This is a genomic window from Roseburia sp. AM16-25 (assembly GCF_003473825.1).
Lineage (GTDB): Bacteria > Bacillota > Clostridia > Lachnospirales > Lachnospiraceae > Pararoseburia > Pararoseburia lenta.
The window spans coordinates 209,949-229,894 of sequence record NZ_QUCW01000001.1; the positions used below are offsets into that span (position 1 = coordinate 209,949).

General features: G+C 47.9%; 16 protein-coding genes and 1 pseudogene. All 17 read right to left on the bottom strand.

The window, feature by feature from the left end:
* Nucleotides 1-2 precede the first annotated feature (2 nt).
* Complete coding sequence (crcB, locus tag DW183_RS01010; protein WP_207722455.1) at nt 3-371, bottom strand: fluoride efflux transporter CrcB; 369 nt, start codon at nt 369-371, stop codon at nt 3-5.
* Nucleotides 372-459: 88 nt separating this feature from the next.
* Nucleotides 460-1,458, bottom strand: coding sequence for a 5'-nucleotidase (locus DW183_RS01015; RefSeq protein ID WP_118280237.1), 999 nt, complete (start codon nt 1,456-1,458; stop codon nt 460-462).
* Between the two features lie 77 nt (nt 1,459-1,535).
* Complete coding sequence (locus DW183_RS01020) at nt 1,536-2,876, bottom strand: butyryl-CoA:acetate CoA-transferase (RefSeq protein WP_118280238.1); 1,341 nt, start codon at nt 2,874-2,876, stop codon at nt 1,536-1,538.
* A gap of 118 nt (nt 2,877-2,994) precedes the next feature.
* Nucleotides 2,995-4,044 (bottom strand): glycosyltransferase family 2 protein, encoded by a 1,050-nt coding sequence (locus DW183_RS01025; protein ID WP_243069484.1) that lies wholly within the window; start codon nt 4,042-4,044, stop codon nt 2,995-2,997.
* A 57-nt stretch (nt 4,045-4,101) separates the two neighbouring features.
* Complete coding sequence (locus DW183_RS01030; protein ID WP_118280239.1) at nt 4,102-5,295, bottom strand: pyridoxal phosphate-dependent aminotransferase; 1,194 nt, start codon at nt 5,293-5,295, stop codon at nt 4,102-4,104.
* An 80-nt stretch (nt 5,296-5,375) separates the two neighbouring features.
* Nucleotides 5,376-7,997 (bottom strand): heavy metal translocating P-type ATPase, encoded by a 2,622-nt coding sequence (locus DW183_RS01035; protein ID WP_118280240.1) that lies wholly within the window; start codon nt 7,995-7,997, stop codon nt 5,376-5,378.
* Nucleotides 7,998-8,008: 11 nt separating this feature from the next.
* Complete coding sequence (locus tag DW183_RS01040) at nt 8,009-8,329, bottom strand: metal-sensing transcriptional repressor (protein WP_118280241.1); 321 nt, start codon at nt 8,327-8,329, stop codon at nt 8,009-8,011.
* Nucleotides 8,330-8,510: 181 nt separating this feature from the next.
* Complete coding sequence (locus DW183_RS01045) at nt 8,511-9,530, bottom strand: sugar kinase (RefSeq protein ID WP_118280242.1); 1,020 nt, start codon at nt 9,528-9,530, stop codon at nt 8,511-8,513.
* Between the two features lie 12 nt (nt 9,531-9,542).
* Complete coding sequence (locus DW183_RS01050) at nt 9,543-11,195, bottom strand: diguanylate cyclase domain-containing protein (RefSeq protein WP_118280243.1); 1,653 nt, start codon at nt 11,193-11,195, stop codon at nt 9,543-9,545.
* Between the two features lie 41 nt (nt 11,196-11,236).
* Complete coding sequence (locus DW183_RS01055; RefSeq protein ID WP_118280244.1) at nt 11,237-12,589, bottom strand: MATE family efflux transporter; 1,353 nt, start codon at nt 12,587-12,589, stop codon at nt 11,237-11,239.
* Nucleotides 12,576-13,766, bottom strand: coding sequence for an ATP-binding protein (locus DW183_RS01060; protein WP_118280245.1), 1,191 nt, complete (start codon nt 13,764-13,766; stop codon nt 12,576-12,578). Before DW183_RS01060 ends, DW183_RS01055 begins: the two co-directional genes overlap by 14 nt.
* Nucleotides 13,767-13,906: 140 nt before the next feature.
* Nucleotides 13,907-14,398: a DUF2798 domain-containing protein gene (locus tag DW183_RS01065; RefSeq protein ID WP_118280246.1), complete on the bottom strand. Its 492-nt coding sequence runs from the start codon at nt 14,396-14,398 to the stop codon at nt 13,907-13,909.
* Between the two features lie 211 nt (nt 14,399-14,609).
* On the bottom strand, nt 14,610-15,449 hold the full coding sequence (gene larE, locus DW183_RS01070; protein WP_118280247.1) for an ATP-dependent sacrificial sulfur transferase LarE: 840 nt from the start codon (nt 15,447-15,449) through the stop codon (nt 14,610-14,612).
* Nucleotides 15,450-15,457: 8 nt separating this feature from the next.
* Nucleotides 15,458-16,093 carry an HAD family hydrolase gene (locus tag DW183_RS01075; protein WP_118280248.1) on the bottom strand — a complete coding sequence of 212 codons (636 nt, stop codon included), beginning with the start codon at nt 16,091-16,093 and terminating at the stop codon, nt 15,458-15,460.
* Nucleotides 16,094-16,190: 97 nt separating this feature from the next.
* Nucleotides 16,191-16,826: pseudogene (locus tag DW183_RS01080) on the bottom strand (GDSL-type esterase/lipase family protein); the annotation flags it as partial.
* A 109-nt stretch (nt 16,827-16,935) separates the two neighbouring features.
* Complete coding sequence (xylB, locus tag DW183_RS01085; RefSeq protein WP_118280250.1) at nt 16,936-18,402, bottom strand: xylulokinase; 1,467 nt, start codon at nt 18,400-18,402, stop codon at nt 16,936-16,938.
* 9 nt (nt 18,403-18,411) lie between these two features.
* Nucleotides 18,412-19,896: an L-fucose/L-arabinose isomerase family protein gene (locus DW183_RS01090; protein WP_118280251.1), complete on the bottom strand. Its 1,485-nt coding sequence runs from the start codon at nt 19,894-19,896 to the stop codon at nt 18,412-18,414.
* Between the last annotated feature and the right edge of the window lie 50 nt (nt 19,897-19,946).

The following is a 19,946-nucleotide window of genomic DNA, read 5'->3' on the forward strand; positions in this document are numbered from 1 at the left end:
TTTTACCCCGCGATCCACTGTCCCAGCAATGCAGCCAAAACTCCTAATACTAAACTACCTATCATATAAATAAGCGCCACGCCCATATGCCCATCCTGTACCAAAGAGGATGACTCATAAGCAAAGGTGGAAAACGTCGTAAATCCACCACACAAACCTACCTTTAAAAACAATGCTACCTGGGGTGGCAGATCGACACGCTTTCCCAAGCATACCGAAAGAAAGCCCAGCAGAAAAGCACCGATAAGATTGATCAAAAATGTCTTTATCGGAAAGCCATTTCCTGTATCCAGCGGCAGCAGACCAACCAGATAGCGCAAAATACTTCCTACAAATCCTCCAAGACCAACCATAAAACAATTCCAGATCATATCTCTCCCTCTTCTCTCATTCCAAGATCTCATACCCTAACAGTATAGCATATGCCGGGGTCGATCTGCTGTTTTTCTTTCACATCTTTTATCCTACCTGCTGCTCCATCGTCTCCTCCACCCAGGGAACTCTGGCGGAAAGCACGACCGCGGAAGCATTCTCCACATTCTCCTCATTATCATCAAAAAAGATGTGTGCCCCAAATGCCTCCAAGACCCGGCTCTTATCCATCCCTCCCAGAAAAAAGGCCTGGTCGATCCGAAGCCCCCATGCCCGTAAGGTACGGATCACGCGTTCATGTGCCGGAGCACTCCGCGCCGTGACAAGGGCTGTGCAGATCCGCGGTATTCCGGCATCCTCTTTCCAGCCTTCCCGCATTTCTTCTGTCCTCTGCTGCAATTCTGAGATCAACTGCAAAACATGGGCAAAAGGTCCCGGACGCAGCGGGACATCTGCCAGTTCTCTCTCCTGTGCACAAAAAGCCTCCACTCCCTGTTCTTGAAACGTACGCTCTGCTTCCCCGGAAAATAAGACCGCGTCCCCATCAAAAGCTATGCGGATTTCCAAGGGCTGCCTGATCTGCCCCCGCATATAGGCTTGCCGATAGGTTCCCGGGAAAGTCCTTGTCGAAACAGCATGCCCCCCATTTTCCATCGCTCCTCTGGGCAGTAAGACACCGGCGGCTATCCCTGATTGCAGGGCGTTCTTGACCTCCTCTGCATTAAAGGATAAATACAAATCCACGCCATAGGCACGCAGATAGGGCGCAATGGCACCCCCACCGGTCAAGGCTGCCCGCGTGATATCCAGCCCATAATATTCGATCGAGTGAAAAATGCGGAGTGCCGCGTCCGCACTATTTTTAGACATAATGACTACTTCGATCTGCCGGCTGTCCCTCTCCCGGTTCAAGGCAAGAAAAGCCTGAATTAAGGAAAACGCCGCTCCCGGTGCTAAAACTTCTTTTTCATGTGCGATCTGATAATCCACATAAGCCTCCACCCCCTGACTTTCAAAGATCGCATTTTCCTCTTCCAAATCGAACAAGGCACGGCTGGATATGCCGATCATAAAATTTTTCTGCATAAAAAACACCCCTTTCACCAGATGTCATCCATTTCCTGTGATTCCATCTTAGCAAAAGAGGTGTCCCATTATTGTCTCTACTTGTTACTTCTTCTCCAGATATGCATCTTGTCGGCTTCTTCGATCAACCAGTCTCTGAAATCCGGATGTGCAATGGAAATGATCTTCTCCGTTCGTTCCCATGTCGACAATCCCTTGAGGCAGACCTTGCCATATTCGGTTACCAGATAGTGCGTGTTGGCTCTGGTATCTGTAACGATGGATCCCGGTGCCAATGTCGGCTGAATACGGGATTCCACGGTGCCGTCCTTTCTGGTAAAGGTGGAAGAACAGCATACGATACTCTTACCACCATGTGACATATATGCACCCATAACGAAATCCAGTTGTCCGCCTGCACCGCTGATATGCTTGGTTCCCGCAGACTCTGCGTTGATCTGTCCAAACAGATCAAAATCAACTGCATTGTTGATTGAAATAAAATTATCCAGTTTAGCAATGTTTCTCACATCGTTCGTATAATCTACCGGTGCGCTCATCAATTCCGGATTTTCGTCCAGATAATCATACATTTTTTTCGTGCCGGCACCAAATGCGTATGTCTGACGGAAGCGGTCAATATTCTTCTTGGATCCATTGATCTTGCCCGCACGCGCAATATCGACAAAAGCATCCACATACATTTCTGTATGCACGCCCAGATCCTTCAGATCCGATTCGGCGATCAGGGATCCAACCGCGTTCGGCATACCACCGATACCAAGTTGTAGACAAGCGCCGTTCGGGATCTCATCCACGATCAATTTTGCCACTGCCTTATCAATATCGGTTGCAGGACCACCACCGCCGAGTTCACCGATTGCAGGGTTTTCTCCTTCCACGATCGCATCCACCTGGGAAATATGTATGCCTTCTTCCATGCCGCCAAGACAACGAGGCATGTTCTCATTGACCTCAACGATGATATGTTTTGCCGTTTCGCAAATCGCCATCAAATGGGATGCATTCGGTCCGAAATTGAAGTAACCATGCTTATCCATTGGTGCAACAACAAACATAGCAACGTCATCCGGCTGAATGTTCTCTCTATAATAACGTGGCAGTTCAGAATAGCGAAGCGGGCTATAGTATGCGCAGCCTCTGGCAATGAGTTTTCTCTCCAAACCTCCCATATGCCATGAGTTCCAGCAAAAATGCTCCCCTGCATCCTCTCGTTCAAAGATAGCCAGTGGCTTTAATAAGATACCACCGCGCACCTTGACATCACGCAATTCATCCGTACGTCTTGCCAATGCCCGATCCAGGGCATCCGGTGTTCCCGTACACCAACCATAATCTACCCAGTCCCCCGACTGCACAACTTTAACAGCCTCATCTGCCGTTTTTAGTTTGCTCTGATACTCCTGCGAAAAATCCATTTCCGTAACCTCCTCACAAGATTGTTAAAAATTTACCATACTTTTATACTACCACCTTATGCCACGAATTACAATATTTTTGTATAAGAAAAGACACCGGATCATCTCCGGTGTCCATTTATTCCTCTATTTCTTCCAGCGCCCGCTTCGCCTGCAAGAGGGATTCCATGAAATAGTCCCGCTCCTCCTCGGAAAGTTCCTGCGCAAGCACTTCCTCGTATGACGCTACCAGTCCCTCCAGTGCACGGTCACTGCCCGCATGCACATCCAGGATTGCCTCGGATTCATAGGCTGCATTGTAGTACCAGAGAGCCGCCTCTTTCGCATCACCGGCATCGCTATAGTAATCACCCAATTCTGCGCAGATCTCACTGGATGGCTTATCTGTCATCTCTTTGATGGCGATCTTGAAAAAGTCCCGCTCCCCTCCCAGCCTGCGATATGTCCGAAGCAGGATAGCAGCAGCGCGCGAGCGTTTATCTGTCTGACTCTCTGTCTCATAGATCCTTAAAAAATAAGGACATGCATCCATAAGATCAAGAATATCCCCGGTCTTATACAATTCCATGGCATACATCCGCTGCAACTTATCCGACAGCCCGCCATCCCCTGCGATTGCCTTGGTAAAAATAGAAAAATCCCGCTTACTGTGTAGATTTTCCGGCATATGACTGATCACGATATCACTGTCAAAAATGACCGGATCCAGACGCACCGTCTCATGCACCGGATCGATCCATGTAAATGTCCGCAGGCGTTTGAAGAGTTTCGGACGGTATTCCATCTTGGCATTCAAGACTGTATTATAGTCCGTCACCGTATGATACTTCATCTGCACGATCTCAACTTCCGGCAGGAGTGCCGCTTTCAGTTTCAGAAAAGCCTGCCGGTTTTCCTCGTCTAAGACCTCGTCCGCATCCGGCGCATAGATGTAATCCATGCTTGCCTTAGAAAAGGAAAAATTACGGGCTGCCGCAAAATCATCCTGCCAGACAAAATCGTAGATCTGCTCGGTATAGCGTGCGGCGATCTCCTTTGTCGCATCCGTCGATCCTGTGTCTACAATAATGATCTCATCCACAAGATCTGCGACGGAATCCAGACACCTTGCCAGCACCCTTTCTTCATTTTTTACGATCATGCACAAACTGATTGTCGTATCCTGCATCTGCCTGCTCCTATCTTTTGTCTATCCACCATAAACCATATAATTGCAAAATTCCTTCTAACGATCCGGATATTGCTCCTCTACAAATCTGCGCAATACCGGAATGCTCCTCTTGACCTTTTCCGTATCAATGCAGTAAGCCATACGGAAATACCCCGGCACACCAAAATTATCAGACGGCACCAGGATCAGATCGTATTCCTTTGCCTTCTGGCAAAAGACATTAGCATCTTCCTCGAGTGCCTTTGGGAAAATATAAAAGGTACCTCCCGGACGCACCACCGTAAAGCCCAGGTCTACCAAGGTATCATACAAAAGATTCATATTGGTCTCATAAACGGAAAGATCACTTGTCTCATCCAACACGCGTGCCACAGCCAGTTGCACCGAAGATGACGGACAGTTGTGTCCGGTTCCACGGCTGATCTGCGCCATGATTGGCACTAAAAGATCTGCATCCACCGCCTTTGGATTGACTGCCACATAACCAATACGCTCGCCCGGAAGACTCAGACTCTTGGAAAAAGAATAGCAGGAGAGCGTGTTGTCATAATAGCGGCTCGGATACGGCACGCTTTTTCCATCAAAGGCAATCTCGCGGTATGGTTCATCGCTGACCAAAAAGATCTCATGTCCGAATGCCTTTTCCTTTTGACGCAAAAGATCTGCCAAATGCTCTATGGTCTCCTCCGAATAGACGATACCGGACGGATTGTTTGGTGTATTGATGAGCACCGCCATCACGTCCCCTGTCAGCATTTCCTCAAAAGCCTCAAAATTGATCTGGAAATCCTTGGTATGTGCCGGCACAACCTCTAACTTTGCCCCGGTTCCTTCAACGTAAGGTGTATATTCCGGGAAAAATGGTGCAAAGGTCAGCACCGTGTCGCCCGGTTTGGTAACCGCACGCAGGGCATGCGCCAATGCGCCTGCTGCACCACTCGTCATAAAGATATGTTCCATGCCGTACTGCATGCCAAAGCGCCGGTTCAGGCTCTCTGCGACCGCTTTGCGCACCGAAGGAATGGTGGTAGATGGGCTGTAACCGTGCAATTCCATGGGATTCATGGTCTCATGCATGTCAATGATCGCCTTGGTATAATCCTCGGCACAAGGCACGCTGGGATTGCCCAGACTGTAGTCAAAAACATTGTCATACCCGATCTTCTCTCCCCTTTTTGTCGCGTATTCACTCAATTCACGGATGATGGATTTGCCGCCCAACATCGCCTTGTAAGTTTCGTTTATCATCTTTTACATCTTTCCTTTCTATATTTTCCGGTAAAAAATTATGAAAAAACCGCAGTCCGATCAAAGACTGCGGCATTTTTTTATTTTATTCCTTCAAATTCATATCCGGCATCTTTTACTGCGGCAGCAAGCACATCCTCGGCTACCGGTGCGCTCATCTTGACCACGACCTCGCATGCCTCATGATCTGCCTTTGCCTCGGTCACACCGTCGATCTTCTCCAGTGCTTCCTTTACGTGTGCCTCGCAATGTGCACACATCATTCCCTTAACTTTTAATGTTTCTTCCATGTCAGAATTCTCCTTATCTATCTTTTCTTTTTGATCCGCCTTTGTCTTGTCTTCTATTATAACAGTATCTTGCGCTTCTGTAACGTGCGATTTTGCTTTTTGTCCTTTGACTTTTTTATCCCGCTCGGTACTGTAAATATCGACAAAATTCAAACGCAGGGCGTTGGTCACGACGCAGAAACTGGAAAGGCTCATTGCCGCCGCACCAAACATCGGGTTTAACTCCCATCCGGTAAACGGATACCAGAGTCCGGCTGCCAACGGAATACCAATGGCATTGTAGAAAAATGCCCAAAAGAGGTTTTCGTGGATATTCCGAAGCGTTCTACGGCTCAAGCGGATGGCGGCTGCCACATCCGTAAGACGGCTGTTGACCAGCACCACATCAGCGGCATCTATGGCAATATCCGTACCTGCGCCAATGGCAACACCAACATCCGCTCGCATCAGAGCAGGGGCATCATTGATACCATCGCCTACCATCATGACGTGACCATCTTGAGAGAAGCGGCGGACCACTTCTTCTTTGCCATCCGGCAGAACCCCCGCGATGACCTCGTCTACGCCTGCACGCGCTCCGATCGCCTGGGCTGTCTCTACCCTGTCACCCGTCAGCATGACGACATGCACGCCCATATTTTTCAGTTCTGCGATCGCCTGCGGACTGTCCTCTTTCATCTCATCTGCCACACAGATCATACCGTAAAATTGATCCTGGCTGGAGAAAAAGAGCGGTGTCTTTCCCTGCTTTGCCAAAAGTTCGATCTCATGGCTCTTTGCAAAAGCAGAAAAAGAGTCCTTGGCAAGCGGTGCGATAAATTCTTCCTTGCCACCGTAAATGCGTTTGCCACGCCACAGCCCCGACAAACCATTGCCTGCCATGCTCTCAAATCCCTCTACCGGATCCGAGACAATGTTTTGTGCCTCTCCGTAGGCGATCACTGCTTTGGCAAGCGGATGTTCGCTCTTGCTTTCCAAGGATGCCGCCAGTGCCAGTAATTCCTCTGCCGAAATGCCTTCCTGCGGTACGATATCAGTCACCTTTGGTTGACCCTTAGTGATCGTACCTGTCTTATCTAAGACAACTGTTGTCGTCTTACCTGCCTGTTCCAGAGAAGTTGCATTCTTAAAGAGGATGCCCTTCTTGGCACCGACACCGTTGCCGACCATGATCGCTACCGGCGTTGCCAGTCCAAGCGCACACGGGCAGGAGATCACCAGTACGGCAATGGCACGGGAAAGTGCAAAACCAAAGGTCTGTCCGACAGCAAGCCAGATCAAAAATGCCACCAGAGCGATACCTAAGACTGCCGGGACAAAAATACCGGATATCTTGTCTGCCACCTTGGCGATCGGTGCCTTGGTTGCCGATGCATCACTGACCATGTGAATGATCTTGGCAAGTGTGGTATCCGAGCCGACACGCGTAGCCTTTGCGGTAATAAAACCGGAAGCATTGATGGTCGCAGCCGTCACTTCATCGCCCACCTCTTTGTCTACCGGGATACTCTCACCGGAGATCGCGGATTCATCAATGGCGCTTTGTCCCGAAAGGATCACGCCATCCACCGGAATGCTCTCGCCCGGACGTACCACAAAGACATCATCCACCTTGACCTGATCGATCGGCACCTTTTTCTCTGCACCATCCACAAGGATCGTTGCCTGTTTTGGTGCCAGTTCCATCAGCCCACGCAGAGCATCGGTCGTCCTTCCCTTGGAATATGCCTCCAGCATCTTTCCGACCGTGATCAAGGTCAGGATCATGGCTGCAGATTCAAAATAGAAAGAATCCAGATACTTCATAACGCCGTCCATATCGCCTGCCATCTGTGCCCCGGTCATAGCGAAAAGGGCGTAGACACTATAGCCAAACGATGCGCCCGCTCCCATGGCTACCAGGGTATCCATATTGGGAGACTTGTGCCATGCGCTGGTAAAGCCGCTGATAAAGAACTTTTGATTGATGACCATGACCGCCACCGTCAAAAGCAACTGATACAAGCCCATTGCCACATGATTGCCTGCCATAAAAGATGGCAAAGGCCAGCCCCACATCATATGTCCCATAGAAACATACATGAGCGGCAATAAAAAGCAAAGGGATGCGATCAGGCGGTTGCGCAAAGTACGAAAGGCTTTCTTTTGTGTGCTCGCCAACTGGTCGGCTTCACTTGCTCCACTCTTAGCCTGCGCCTGTCCTCCCTGTCCATCTTCTTTTAAGGATGCACCATAACCGGCTTCTATGACTGCTGCGATAATGGCTCCGCTATCCGCATGTCCTTCCACATTCATGGAATTGGTCAACAGGTTGACCGCTACATCCGTCACGCCGTCCACATTTCGCACGACCTTTTCTACGCGCGCCGAACATGCCGCGCAGGACATTCCCGTTACGTCATATTTTTGCATGTCTGTCCTCCTTATTTCATCAATTTCTGTAAGGTAACGACCAGTTCGTCCACCTTTTCATTCTTGCCTTCCCGGATATCATTTGCCACACAGGTCTTGATATGGTTGGCAAGCAAAACTTTATTAAAACTATTGAGAGCAGATGTGATCGCGCTGACCTGGGTCAAAATATCCACGCAATAGGCATCGTTTTCCACCATGCCTTTGACCCCTCGCACCTGACCTTCAATACGGCTCAAACGGTTCATCATATCTTTATATTCTTTCTCATCGCGCACTTTTTTATTACAAGAACTGCAGTGCGGACAGGTATTTTCCATCTTTTCTTCCATCTCTTTCTCCTTTCTTCGGATTGTAGCAGACCGTAGGGACACTCCATGTGGCAAAAGGAACGTCCCTACGGTCTGGATTATATACCCCTATGGGGTATATGTCAAGAGGACACTATTTATTTTTTGCGAAAGAAAAAGGCTTCCGCACCCATGTACGAAAGCCTTGTCTGTTCAAATATTCTTATCTGTTCATTTCCGAAACAGGACCTTTTGCGTTGTGGTCTGCAATGACATATTCCACCTCATGCAGATCAGATGACGGCAGATCTCCCGGAATGGTATTTTTGATAGCACTGCAGGCATTACCAAAAGCAAGTGCCTTCCTGCAATCCATATCGGAAGAAAGCAGGCCATATAGCATACCGCCACAATAAGCATCCCCACTGCCGATGCGGTCAACTACATCGATCTTCTCATAAGGCTGCTCGGTATAGAAGGTATCACTCTTTGCCTCGTAGATCACAGAGCCAAAACTGTGCTGCTTTGGACTGTGTACCACACGCTGGGTGGATGCCACGATCTGGATCGGATACTCAGCGGTAAAGGAGCGCATGATGTCTTCTAGGGATCCTTCCTTTAAAAAGGTCAGGCGCGCCGTATCCTCAGAGCAGAAAAAGATATCCACATATGGCAGGATCTGCTCAATACATGCCTTTGCCTCGGCTCCTGTCCATAAGTTGAGTCGGAAGTTGACATCAAAGGAGATCAGGGCCCCTGCCTCCTTGAAACGCTTGATCATTTCGATGGCACAAGTCCTTGCTTCCGGACAAAGTGCTAAGGTGATGCCGGATACATGGAAACACCGGGTAGACTTATACATATCCTCCGTGAACTCGTCGATCGAGATCCTGGTGATGGAACTGTGCTTTCGGTCATAGACCACCTGCGGTTTTCTAGGGAAGGTAGCACTCTCATAAAAATAAGCACCAAGTCTTGCATCCTCCGTGTGATCCCATACCAGATAGTCATCGCTGACATTCATGGAACGCACCTTACTTCTTGCCAGTTCCCCGATCGCATTTGCCGGCAGTTTAGAAATAATACCGGTATGCAGTCCCAAGAGGGAAACCCCGGATGCGACATTTAATTCCGCGCCGCCCACGTGACTTTCAAATTCTGTGCTTCTTACGATTCTTTTATTTTCCTTTGGTGAAAGGCGAAGCAAGACCTCTCCCAATGTCAACAGATCAAATTTTTCCATTTCCTTTTCCTCCTATCGCTTCTGCTTTGGATGCTGCTCATAAAACTTTTGTTTTTCCTGATACATGGCATTTTCAGCCTCTGTCATCATGGCATCAAAATCCTCTATCTCCTCACACCAGCACCAGCCGATAGATGCTGATGCCAGTTGACCCAAGCACATCTTGCTGCGCAATTCTTCCACCTGCTTGCGAAAATCCTTTTCACTGCGTCCGAATACACAGACTACAAACTCATCCCCGCCCATACGACAGCACATGTCGATCGGGAAACACTGGCGGATCTGATCTGCCGCCTCCATGATCATCTGATCGCCCCTTGCATGTCCGTAGTGGTCATTCATATATTTGAGCCCATTCAGGTCACAGTAGAGGACCCCTGCCTCTTTTTCTCCTTCCATCATATGTTTGCCGCAGAACTGCGTCATATAATAGCGGTTATAAAGTCCCGTCAAAGTATCACGATCTGCCATATAATTGGCAACCTCCACATTGTGACGCAACTGCTCCAGAGTATTCTGCAAGGTCGTTGCCAGCACGCCGACCTCATCCTGACCGCCCGCCTCGATCTTGGCATTCCAATCGCCGCCTGCCACCTGTTTGGCAGCCTCTGTCAGACCACGCAAAGGCTTTGTGATGCGGTGCACCATATGTATGCCCGCGATCGACGCGATCAAAAGCACGACAAAGAGGATCACCAGACACTGCATGGCAAGGCTATTGCGCGAAACATCAATCTCCGATGCCGGTGCACATAAGACCAGATACATGTTATTGGTCAGTTTTTTGTAAACCAGGCGCTTGGATGCTCCCTTCCAGGTATAGGAATAGATCTTTCCCTCTATGCGCTCTGTATCTAAGATGTCGTGAACCTGCGTCAGATTATCGTCAAACTGATCGACCGTGATCCCGTTTTCATAGTCCTTGTGATAGACCAAATCTCCGTCATCGGAAACCAAAAAGGCATACCCGGTATCATAAGCCGAAAGATTTTTGACCGAATCCTGTAATTTTTCCATGCTGATATCCATACCGATCACACCGATCAGCGTATCATCCCGGTAAATAGGGATAACATAGGATGTCATATAGACACGGGTATTCTGGTTGTAGTACGGCTCCATCCAGATCGCCTGTCCCTGCTCGATCGGCTCATAGTACCAGCCCACATGCTCACGGTCGGTCGGATCGTATGCCTGGATATCGGTCGGTGCCCGTTCCGTAAACTTTCCGATGGCATTCTTTACCAGAAATACACCCTGCGTCGTCCGGAAAATATCCGGATTCAGTCGCATATAAATAGAAACTGCGGCAGAGGTGTTGCGTGCCGTATTATCCAGTTCGTCATGCACATGCTGCATATAATCTTCCATATATTCCGTATCGTTCCACATAGACCTATCCTGTGAAAGCCTTCTGGAAACATAAGAATAATCCATGTCGACCGAACTGGCGATCTCTTTTAACATCAGATTGATCTCGCTCGCCTTCTGTTCGCAGAGCAGATTCATGATCTGTGAAGAATCCTCATTGATGACCCGCTGCGCACTGGCGATCCCGGCACCGCCGATCATGCCGGATGCCAAGATGATGCTGACCAGTAAAAGTGTCAGAAACCGCTTTTGCAGTGTGTGTTTATACCCATTCTTTTGTGCTTTATTTTTCATTGTAAACCGTTCCCAATTATCTCTTATCTGCCTGTCTTCCCCTAGAAATTCTTATACCGCATCCGCTTAAAACAGATCACATAAGTAATGATATGTGCGCTGAGCGTGATCGCCCAGGTGATCGGATACGCCATATATAAAATCCCCTCTGTATGGCGTATCTGAAAGATCGTTGCGATCCAGACCAGACGCAGTCCGCAAGCCCCAACAATGGACATGATCATAGGCAAAATGGATTTGCCGATGCCTCGTAAACATCCCACCATGGTATCCATCATACCACACAAAAAATAAGTGGTACAGATATAAGACATACGCACCAGTCCCGCCTCTACGACCGGCTGACTATCGGTATAAATATGTAAAAGTTGTCTGCCGAAAAGATAAGCACTCTCCCCAGTGATAAGCCCTACGGCAACCACGATACCAAGACAGAGGAACATGACCTTTTTGATACGTCCCTTGTCGCCCGCGCCAAAGTTCTGACTGGTAAAGGTAACTGCCGTCTGCGATACCGCATTCATTGCCATATAGACAAAACCCTCGATGTTGCTGGCTGCGGAATTGCCCGCAATGACCGTACTGCCAAAGGAATTGATGGCAGACTGGATCACAACATTTGACAGGGAAAATACCGTTCCCTGGATTCCCGCCGGAAGTCCGATCCGGATGATTCGTCCCAAAACATCCGTCTTGATCCCCAGATATTTGAAAGAAAAATGCATGACATCGCTCTGCTTATGCAGATAGTAAAGCACCAGTGCCGCAGAAATGTATTCGGAAACGACCGTCGCGGTTGCAACGCCTGCAACGTCCATGGAAAATCCAATAACAAGCACCAGATTTAATACCACATTCACAATGCCGGATGCCATCAAAAAATACAGTGGCGTCCTGGTATTGCCGATCGCACGCAGGATGGCAGCGCCAAAGTTGTAGGTAAGCAGCGCCGGCATACCTAAGAAATAAATCTGCAGATAGGTCGTTGCCAGACCGATAACATCATCCGGCGATCCCATCCAGACCAGGAGTTGATGGGATGTCAGCATACCAAAGATACTTAAAAATACGCCGCACACAAGACTAAGTGTAATACTCGTATGAATGGTATCCCGCACCTTTTCCCTGTGGTCACAGCCAAAGTAAAAGGCGACCGTCACATTGGCACCGACAGACAGCCCCATAAAAAGATTGACTAAAAGATTGATCAAAGAGGAGGTCGAACCTACGGCTGCCAGTGACTCATTCCCAGCAAAACGCCCGACAACAATAATATCCGCTGCATTAAATAGGAGCTGCAGCACACCCGATAAGATCACAGGGATCGTAAAGGCGATCATCTTGCCAAGAAGCGGTCCATGGATCATATCAACTTCTTTTTTATTCGCTTTCATTATCTTCCCTCTTTACAACTGGCGCATCATCATAAGTTTCCAGAAAATGATGCTTTACACCGTCTTTTTTGTAGGCGATGACCGTGCTCAAGTTTACATTTTCCACACTCTTAAAGATATTACCCTCCACATAAGGATTGGTCTTTTTCATCTCGCGGATCAGATTTTTGACTTCCAGACGCTTGGAATTGTTCTGTCCGTTATCCTGACAGGAAGAACATGTCTCTGTAAATTTGCAGGCACATTGCAGGAAATACAGATGGTTGTAGTCACGCCATTTCTTGATGTCATCCTCACGCACCAGATAAAGCGGACGTATCAACTGCATACCCTCAAAATTCGTGCTGTGCAGTTTTGGCATCATGGTCTGCATCTGTGCCCCGTAAAGCATGCCCATAAGGATAGTCTCGATCACATCATCATAATGATGTCCCAGAGCGATCTTGTTGCAGCCCAGTTCCTGTGCCTTGTGGTAGAGATGCCCTCTGCGCATACGCGCGCACAGATAACATGGCGATTTCTCGATCTCAAAGACCGCATCAAAAATATCTGACCCAAAGACCGTGATCGGAATGCCCAGTTTCTTAGCATTATTCTCGATAATAGCACGGTTTTCCTTGCTATATCCCGGATCCATGACCAGAAATACCAGATCAAAGTTTACCTTGTGATGGCGCTGCAATTCCTGAAACAACTTTGCCATGAGCATGGAATCCTTACCGCCGGAAATACAGACAGCGATCTTATCGCCCTCCTGCACCAGTTCATACTCACGGACTGCCTTGGTAAACTTGCTCCAGATGGTCTTTTTAAACTTTTTACGCAGACTCTGCTCGATGTCAAAGGTCGTGATCTCCGGCTGGCTTGTCTCATCCTCCGTTTGCATCCGCTGCATGAGCCAGCCAAGATAACCTCCCTTTAGGCTATAGACCTCCTGCCATCCCGCCTCGCGCAGATGTCCTGCTACCTCTAAACTGTGTTCTCCCTTTTTACAATACAAGACCAGCGTCTTGTCCTTCCACTGGTCAGCCTCTGCTAAAAGGGCTTCCTCCGAGAGATTGATACTGCCCGGTATATTGCCATAGGCAAAGGACAGTTCGTCCCTGGTATCAACCAAAGTATAAGTATCTTTTTCCATAGACAGGACTTCCTGCCATGTCTTTTCCAATGCTTCCATAATCTATCCCTTAATGTATTTTAAAGTCAAAAAATCGGCTATATACAACCATTTGTATCATAACCGATTTTTTTCATGGATAAAAGTATAATTCCTACGATTTTTGTATTATTTTTACATCAATTTTTTAGAAATTCTTTCTAATTCCCTTCTACCATAACTTCTTCTACTTTTTCCTCAACCTGCTTGCGCTCGAAGATCAGACGGAAGATCAGACGCACCAATGGTCCGCAGTAGAACATCTGCCAGCAGATCGCCATCGGGAAGTTCATTGCCCATGTCTTGATCCAGGTACCAAAACTTGGCTCCTTGAACAGGAAGGTTGCGATCAGACTCATGGTCGGACACATGATACAGCAGATGCAGATGGAGATCGCATAGGTGATGAACTGTGGGCGATCCTGTGGTGTCATCACAGAAAATGCCAGACCTCTGGCAATCTTTCCGACAACAAAAAACTCTAAAATAAAAGCGATCGGTACCATGATCGGCAGTTCATGTAAAGCAGCAACAAAGGTTGTCCCGCTGACATCTCCGGTATTGAGGGCTACGTTGTAAACAACCATACCGTAGACCATGATCGTCGCCATAATGGCGGTAAATACTACATCTTGAAACTTATTCTTTGGCATAATAATTCTCCTTTTTCTCTTTTCTAATAAGTGCATAATAGTGCATAAAAAAATGGGAACATGAAACTTTCGTCTCGTGTTCCCACTGCAACTACCATTAATTGCGCTTAGTGTAGCATAAATTTTTTGTCTTCGTAATACCCAAAATATTTTTCTCTCTTTTATATATGTATCACAAATTACATTTTTTATTTTTATGCATATTGTACAATTATATCTGCTTCTCTTTTTCTGTAATGCCTACATTCATGCTGCCCATATGGTAGCCGCCCAGATCCAGTGTCACGTAGGCAAATCCGATCCCCTTGAAATAGGAATAGATTTTTTCACGCTTGGCATCTTCTACCAGAAGTGCGATCTCCTGTGGCAGAACCTCGATTCGTGCCATGGTCTCCTGCCCCTCTCCGTGGATACGCACGCGCACCTGATGAAAGCCCATATCAAGAAGTAACTGCTCCGCCTTATCTACCATACCAAGACGCTCCTCACTAATGGTCTCCCCATAGACAAAGCGGGAAGATAAGCAGGCAAATGACTGCTTGTCCCAGGTCGGCAGACCCATCTGCTTGGATAAGGCACGGATATCCTCTTTATCCAGTTCTGCTGCCCGAAGTGGGCTCTTGATCCCCAGTTCTGCCACGGCAAGCAATCCCGGACGATAGTCTCCGTTATCGTCCATATTGGAGCCTTCCACAACGGCTGCCAGATGGTTTTCCCCGGCAATAGCAAGGATCTTTTCAAACAATTCATGCTTGCAAAGATAACAGCGGTTCTTTGGGTTGTGACGGAAGCCGTCAATGTCTAATTCCTCAGAAGCTGTGATCACATGGCGAATGCCTCTCTCCTTACAAAATGCCTGCGCTTCTTTTAACTCTCTCTCCGGGAAAGAGCAGGAGGATGCAGTCACTGCCATGACATTTTCTTTTCCTAAAGTATCGATGGCTGCGGCAAGTAAAAAGGTCGAATCCACACCGCTGGAAAATGCCACAGCAACGCTTCCCAAGTCCCGCAGATAGTCCTGTAATTTTTTATATTTGTCCTGTAATTCCATATTGGCTCCTATCCCATCTTTTTCATAACTTCCGGCAGATCCATCAATGCGTCGATCTTTTCTACCGGATGATCGATCTGTCCAAATCCATAGGCTGCATGGATAAAAGGCAGTCCCGCCTGCATGGTCGCATCATAGTCTCCCTGGATGTCTCCCACATAAACCGCAGTATCCAGATGATTTTTTTCACATAATAAACGGATATTTTCTCCCTTTGGCTTGCCATTATCGCCAAAGCACAAGATATCCTCAAAGAGGTCATGAAAAGAAAAGTAGTCCAAAAATGCCTCGATATAACCGGATTGACAGTTGCTTACAATATAAAGATAATAGCCTGCTTTCTGCAAAGTTTCCATAGTCTGACGCAAGCCCGGATAAAGTTTTCCACCGTGTTGGCGCAGATAATCATTTTCCACGGCACAACAGGTCGCAAGCAGGTCTTCCCGCTCTTTCCCCTGAGTAAAAGGAAAGAGCATCTCAGCGATCTTATCCATGGTCCGTCCCATGGTGCGGTACATATCCTCTTTTGTCACAATGACATCCGCATAGCCGCACTGGTGCAAAGCCAGTGTCCAGGACGCTGCCACCTGTTCGGCAGAATCCCAGAGTGTTCCATCCATATCAAATATAATTCCCTGTTTCATTTGTTTTCCTCTTTTACTGCTTTTCTATACACTCATAAATATAATCTGCAATGGCTTTATTGCCCTCGGCATTGGGGTGGATCCCATCCGGCAGCCATTCGCTGTGGTCTTTGGTCAACTGATAAAGATCAATATAGCCGACGCCCATCTGCTCTGCCGTGTCCGCGATGATCTCATACATCTGCCCACCGATGACCGCATCCTGTATGCCATACTTGATACTGCCGTCTTTTTGCGTAGAAAATGCCTGCGGTGGTTGCATGAGATAGATCTTTGCCTGCGGTGCCACGGTCTGATATGCCTCCACAAAATCCTTGATCTCTTTGGCATAAGCATCCTCATCCCACTGGTAATCCTTGGCATCATTGGTACCCAGCATGAGCAGATAAATGTCTGCTTTAGCATCCAGACTTTTCTGATATAGTTTCTCACTGCGGTAAGGGACATCCCCCTCATCCATAAGGGTCCGTCCACTGAGTCCATAATTTAAGACCTGATATTTTTCGCCTAAATTTTCCTGCAAATATGCCGGATAAGACTGACTGCGCCGATGCCCTAAAACGCCTGCCCCATAGGTGATACTGTCACCGACACAGGCAATGTGTATTTTTCCTTCTTTTACATGGGGTGCCGGTGGATATTGTACGACGTGTACGCCCAGACGGAACATTCCGTAAAGGACTACAAGGACACCAAGAGCCAGCCCCACCACTTTTCCTATTTTTTTCATCATTTTCCCATTATATCAGACAAAGCAAAAAACGCAACAACAGAGCCATTTCTGGCTCTGTCGCTGCTACTTATCAATTATCAACTTAAAGGAGAGTGATTGTTATACAAAATCAGACTTGAGGAAAAATCTCCTTTAATGCAGGGTAAATCTGGCGGAAGGTCGCATAACGTTTCTCGTATGCCTCCACCAATGCCGGCTCCGGTGAGATCGTATCTGCTACGCGCACGATCGCATCTGCCGCTTCTTCTACGGATCCGTAAGCACCGCAACCGACGGCTGCCAGCATGGCAGCGCCCAGTGCCGGACCTTCTTCAACCTCCAAGAGGTCTACCTGTAAATTCAAAACATTTGCCATGATCTTGCACCAGAGTGGGCTCTTGGCACCGCCACCACAGATTTTGGTGCGCTTGATGTCAATCCCCTGACTCCGTGCCACTTCCAAAGAATCACGCATGGCAAATGCCACACCTTCAAAAACTGCCTGGATCATATCGGCTCTGCCTGTATCCATGGTCATGCCCATAAAGCATGCTCTGGCAAGCGGGTCATTGTGCGGTGACCGCTCTCCCATCAAATATGGCAGGAAATAGACATGATTTTGTCCCAGAGTCTTAATATCCTTTTGGGCTGCGACATAATCTTTTTCCTGTAAGATCTCATCCATCCACCATTTATTGCAGGATGCAGCGGAAAGCATACAGCCCATCAAATGATACTTGCCATTGGCATGAGCAAAGGAATGCAGGGCATTCTTCTCATCCACGCCAAACTGATCGCTGGAAATAAAGATCGTACCGGAAGTACCAAGTGAGATATTGCAAGCCCCATCGCCTACCGTGCCGGTACCGACAGCCGCCGCCGCATTATCTCCTGCTCCCGCAATGACCTTGACCTCCGAAGATAAGCCAAGTTCTTCTGCCACCTTAGGAAACAGGGTGCCTACGACCTCATAACTCTCATAAAGTCTTGGCAACTGCTCCTGAGAAATACCGCAGATCGCAAGCATCTCCTCTGACCACTTGCGGTTTTTGACATCTAAAAGCAGCATACCGGAAGCATCCGAATAATCGGTACAAAAACTACCGCTCAGGCGGTATGCCAGGTAATCTTTTGGCAGCATGATCTTGGCGATGCGAGCAAAGTTCTCCGGTTCCTCCTCCTTCATCCAGAGGATCTTTGGAGCCGTAAATCCCGCAAAAGCAATATTTGCCGTGTAGGCAGATAATTTGTCCTTGCCGATGACTTCATTCAGATATGCCACCTGCTTTGCCGTCCTGCCGTCATTCCACAGGATCGCCGGACGGATCACCTGATCCTTGTCATCCAGTGCCACCAGACCATGCATCTGTCCGCCAAAACTGATTCCTGCCACCTGTGACTTGTCACAACCGGCTAATAATTCTTTCAGACCGGCGATGGACTGGCTGTACCAGTCCTGCGGATCCTGCTCTGACCATCCCGGATGCGGAAAGGAAAGTCCGTATTCTTTGGATGCCATCTTTAATATCTTTCCTGTCTCGTCCATCAGCAGCAACTTGACTGCTGATGTTCCGAGATCTACGCCAATAAATAACATCTTTATCTCCTATTTAAAAGGGTTCTCTGTAGGATAACGTACACCGGCTGGCTGATTGTATCCAATCTCCTCTACCGGAACACCGATATATTTGAATACTTCATATAAAGCCTTACCGTAATTACCAAAAGCAACGGCTCCATGATGTGGGAAGTTCTTCTCGATCAATACATGACGATAGAATCTGCCCATTTCAGGAATGGCAAAGATACCGATGGATCCGAAAGATCTGGTTGCTACCGGAAGAACTTCGCCCTGTGCAATGTAGGCACGGAGTTTGGCATCGGAAGTTGACTGCAAACGGAAGAATGTGATGTCTCCCGGTGCGATATCTCCCTCTAAGGTACCGTTGGTCACCTCGATCGGAAGGCTTCTTGCCATGATCTTCTGGTACTTCATCTCGCAGAAGGATAACTTGTTGGAAGCGGTATTGCCGCAGTGGAATCCCATAAAGGTATCCTGTAAGGTATAGTCAAATTTGCCCTTGATATCTTCTTCGTACATATCCTTTGGTACGGTATTGTTGATATCCAAAAGGGTAACAGCATCCTGACTGATCACAGCACCGATAAACTCGCTGAGTGCTCCGTAGATATCTACTTCGCAGGAAACCGGAATACCCTGCTTGGTCAGACGGCTATTTACATAACATGGTACAAATCCAAACTGGGTCTGGAATGCCGGCCAGCACTTGCCTGCGATGGCAACATACTTGCGATAGCCCTTGTGCTCTTCGATCCAGTCTTTTAAGGTGATCTCATACTGTGCCAACTTGGCAAGGATCTCCGGCTTCTTGTTGCCTGCGCCAAGTTCTGCTTCCATGTCTGCTACAACAGCAGGGATTCTTTCATCCCCTTCATGCTTATTGAAGGCTTCAAACAGATCCAGTTCTGAGTTCTCCTCAATCTCGATACCCAGTTGATACAACTGATAGATCGGTGCATTACATGCCAAGAAGTTGAGTGGTCTTGGTCCAAAACTGATGATCTTTAAGTCAGAAAGTGCTACAACGGCTCTTGCGATCGGTGCGAATTCTGCGATCATATCTGCACAGTCCTCTGCGTCGCCTACCGGATACTCCGGGATATAAGCCTTGATGCCGCGCAGGCGTAAGTTATAACTTGCGTTGAGCATACCGCAATATGCGTCGCCTCTGCCGTCCAAAAGGCTATCGCCGTGTTCTTCTGCTGCTGCAATGAACATCTTTGGTCCTTCAAAATGCTTTGCCAACAAGGTCTCTGAAATCTCCGGTCCGAAGTTTCCAAGATATACGACCAGAGAATTGCATCCTGCCTTCTTGATGTCCTCCAGCGCCTGTACCATATGGATCTCGCTCTCAACGATACAGATCGGGCACTCGTAAACATCCAAATCCGGATACTTACTATGTACTGCCTTCATCAGAGCTTCTCGTCTGGAAACAGACAGGCTCTCCGGGAAACAGTCTCTGCTGACTGCTACCACACCAATTTTTGCTTCTGGAATATTTGTCATTGTTTCACCCTCCAATATTTCTTAATACTTTTACCATTGTTTTTTGCAAA

Excerpts from the sequence above, each read along its gene's own strand:
- crcB (WP_207722455.1), bottom strand. The coding sequence starts at position 371 with ATGATCTGGAATTGTTTTATGGTTGGTCTTGGAGGATTTGTAGGAAGT.
- DW183_RS01015 (WP_118280237.1), bottom strand. The coding sequence starts at position 1,458 with ATGCAGAAAAATTTTATGATCGGCATATCCAGCCGTGCCTTGTTCGAT.
- DW183_RS01020 (WP_118280238.1), bottom strand. The coding sequence starts at position 2,876 with ATGGATTTTTCGCAGGAGTATCAGAGCAAACTAAAAACGGCAGATGAG.
- DW183_RS01025 (WP_243069484.1), bottom strand. The coding sequence starts at position 4,044 with ATGCAGGATACGACAATCAGTTTGTGCATGATCGTAAAAAATGAAGAA.
- DW183_RS01030 (WP_118280239.1), bottom strand. The coding sequence starts at position 5,295 with ATGATAAACGAAACTTACAAGGCGATGTTGGGCGGCAAATCCATCATC.
- DW183_RS01035 (WP_118280240.1), bottom strand. The coding sequence starts at position 7,997 with ATGCAAAAATATGACGTAACGGGAATGTCCTGCGCGGCATGTTCGGCG.
- DW183_RS01040 (WP_118280241.1), bottom strand. The coding sequence starts at position 8,329 with ATGGAAGAAAAGATGGAAAATACCTGTCCGCACTGCAGTTCTTGTAAT.
- DW183_RS01045 (WP_118280242.1), bottom strand. The coding sequence starts at position 9,530 with ATGGAAAAATTTGATCTGTTGACATTGGGAGAGGTCTTGCTTCGCCTT.
- DW183_RS01050 (WP_118280243.1), bottom strand. The coding sequence starts at position 11,195 with ATGAAAAATAAAGCACAAAAGAATGGGTATAAACACACACTGCAAAAG.
- DW183_RS01055 (WP_118280244.1), bottom strand. The coding sequence starts at position 12,589 with ATGAAAGCGAATAAAAAAGAAGTTGATATGATCCATGGACCGCTTCTT.
- DW183_RS01060 (WP_118280245.1), bottom strand. The coding sequence starts at position 13,766 with ATGGAAGCATTGGAAAAGACATGGCAGGAAGTCCTGTCTATGGAAAAA.
- DW183_RS01065 (WP_118280246.1), bottom strand. The coding sequence starts at position 14,398 with ATGCCAAAGAATAAGTTTCAAGATGTAGTATTTACCGCCATTATGGCG.
- larE (WP_118280247.1), bottom strand. The coding sequence starts at position 15,449 with ATGGAATTACAGGACAAATATAAAAAATTACAGGACTATCTGCGGGAC.
- DW183_RS01075 (WP_118280248.1), bottom strand. The coding sequence starts at position 16,093 with ATGAAACAGGGAATTATATTTGATATGGATGGAACACTCTGGGATTCT.
- xylB (WP_118280250.1), bottom strand. The coding sequence starts at position 18,402 with ATGTTATTTATTGGCGTAGATCTCGGAACATCAGCAGTCAAGTTGCTG.
- DW183_RS01090 (WP_118280251.1), bottom strand. The coding sequence starts at position 19,896 with ATGACAAATATTCCAGAAGCAAAAATTGGTGTGGTAGCAGTCAGCAGA.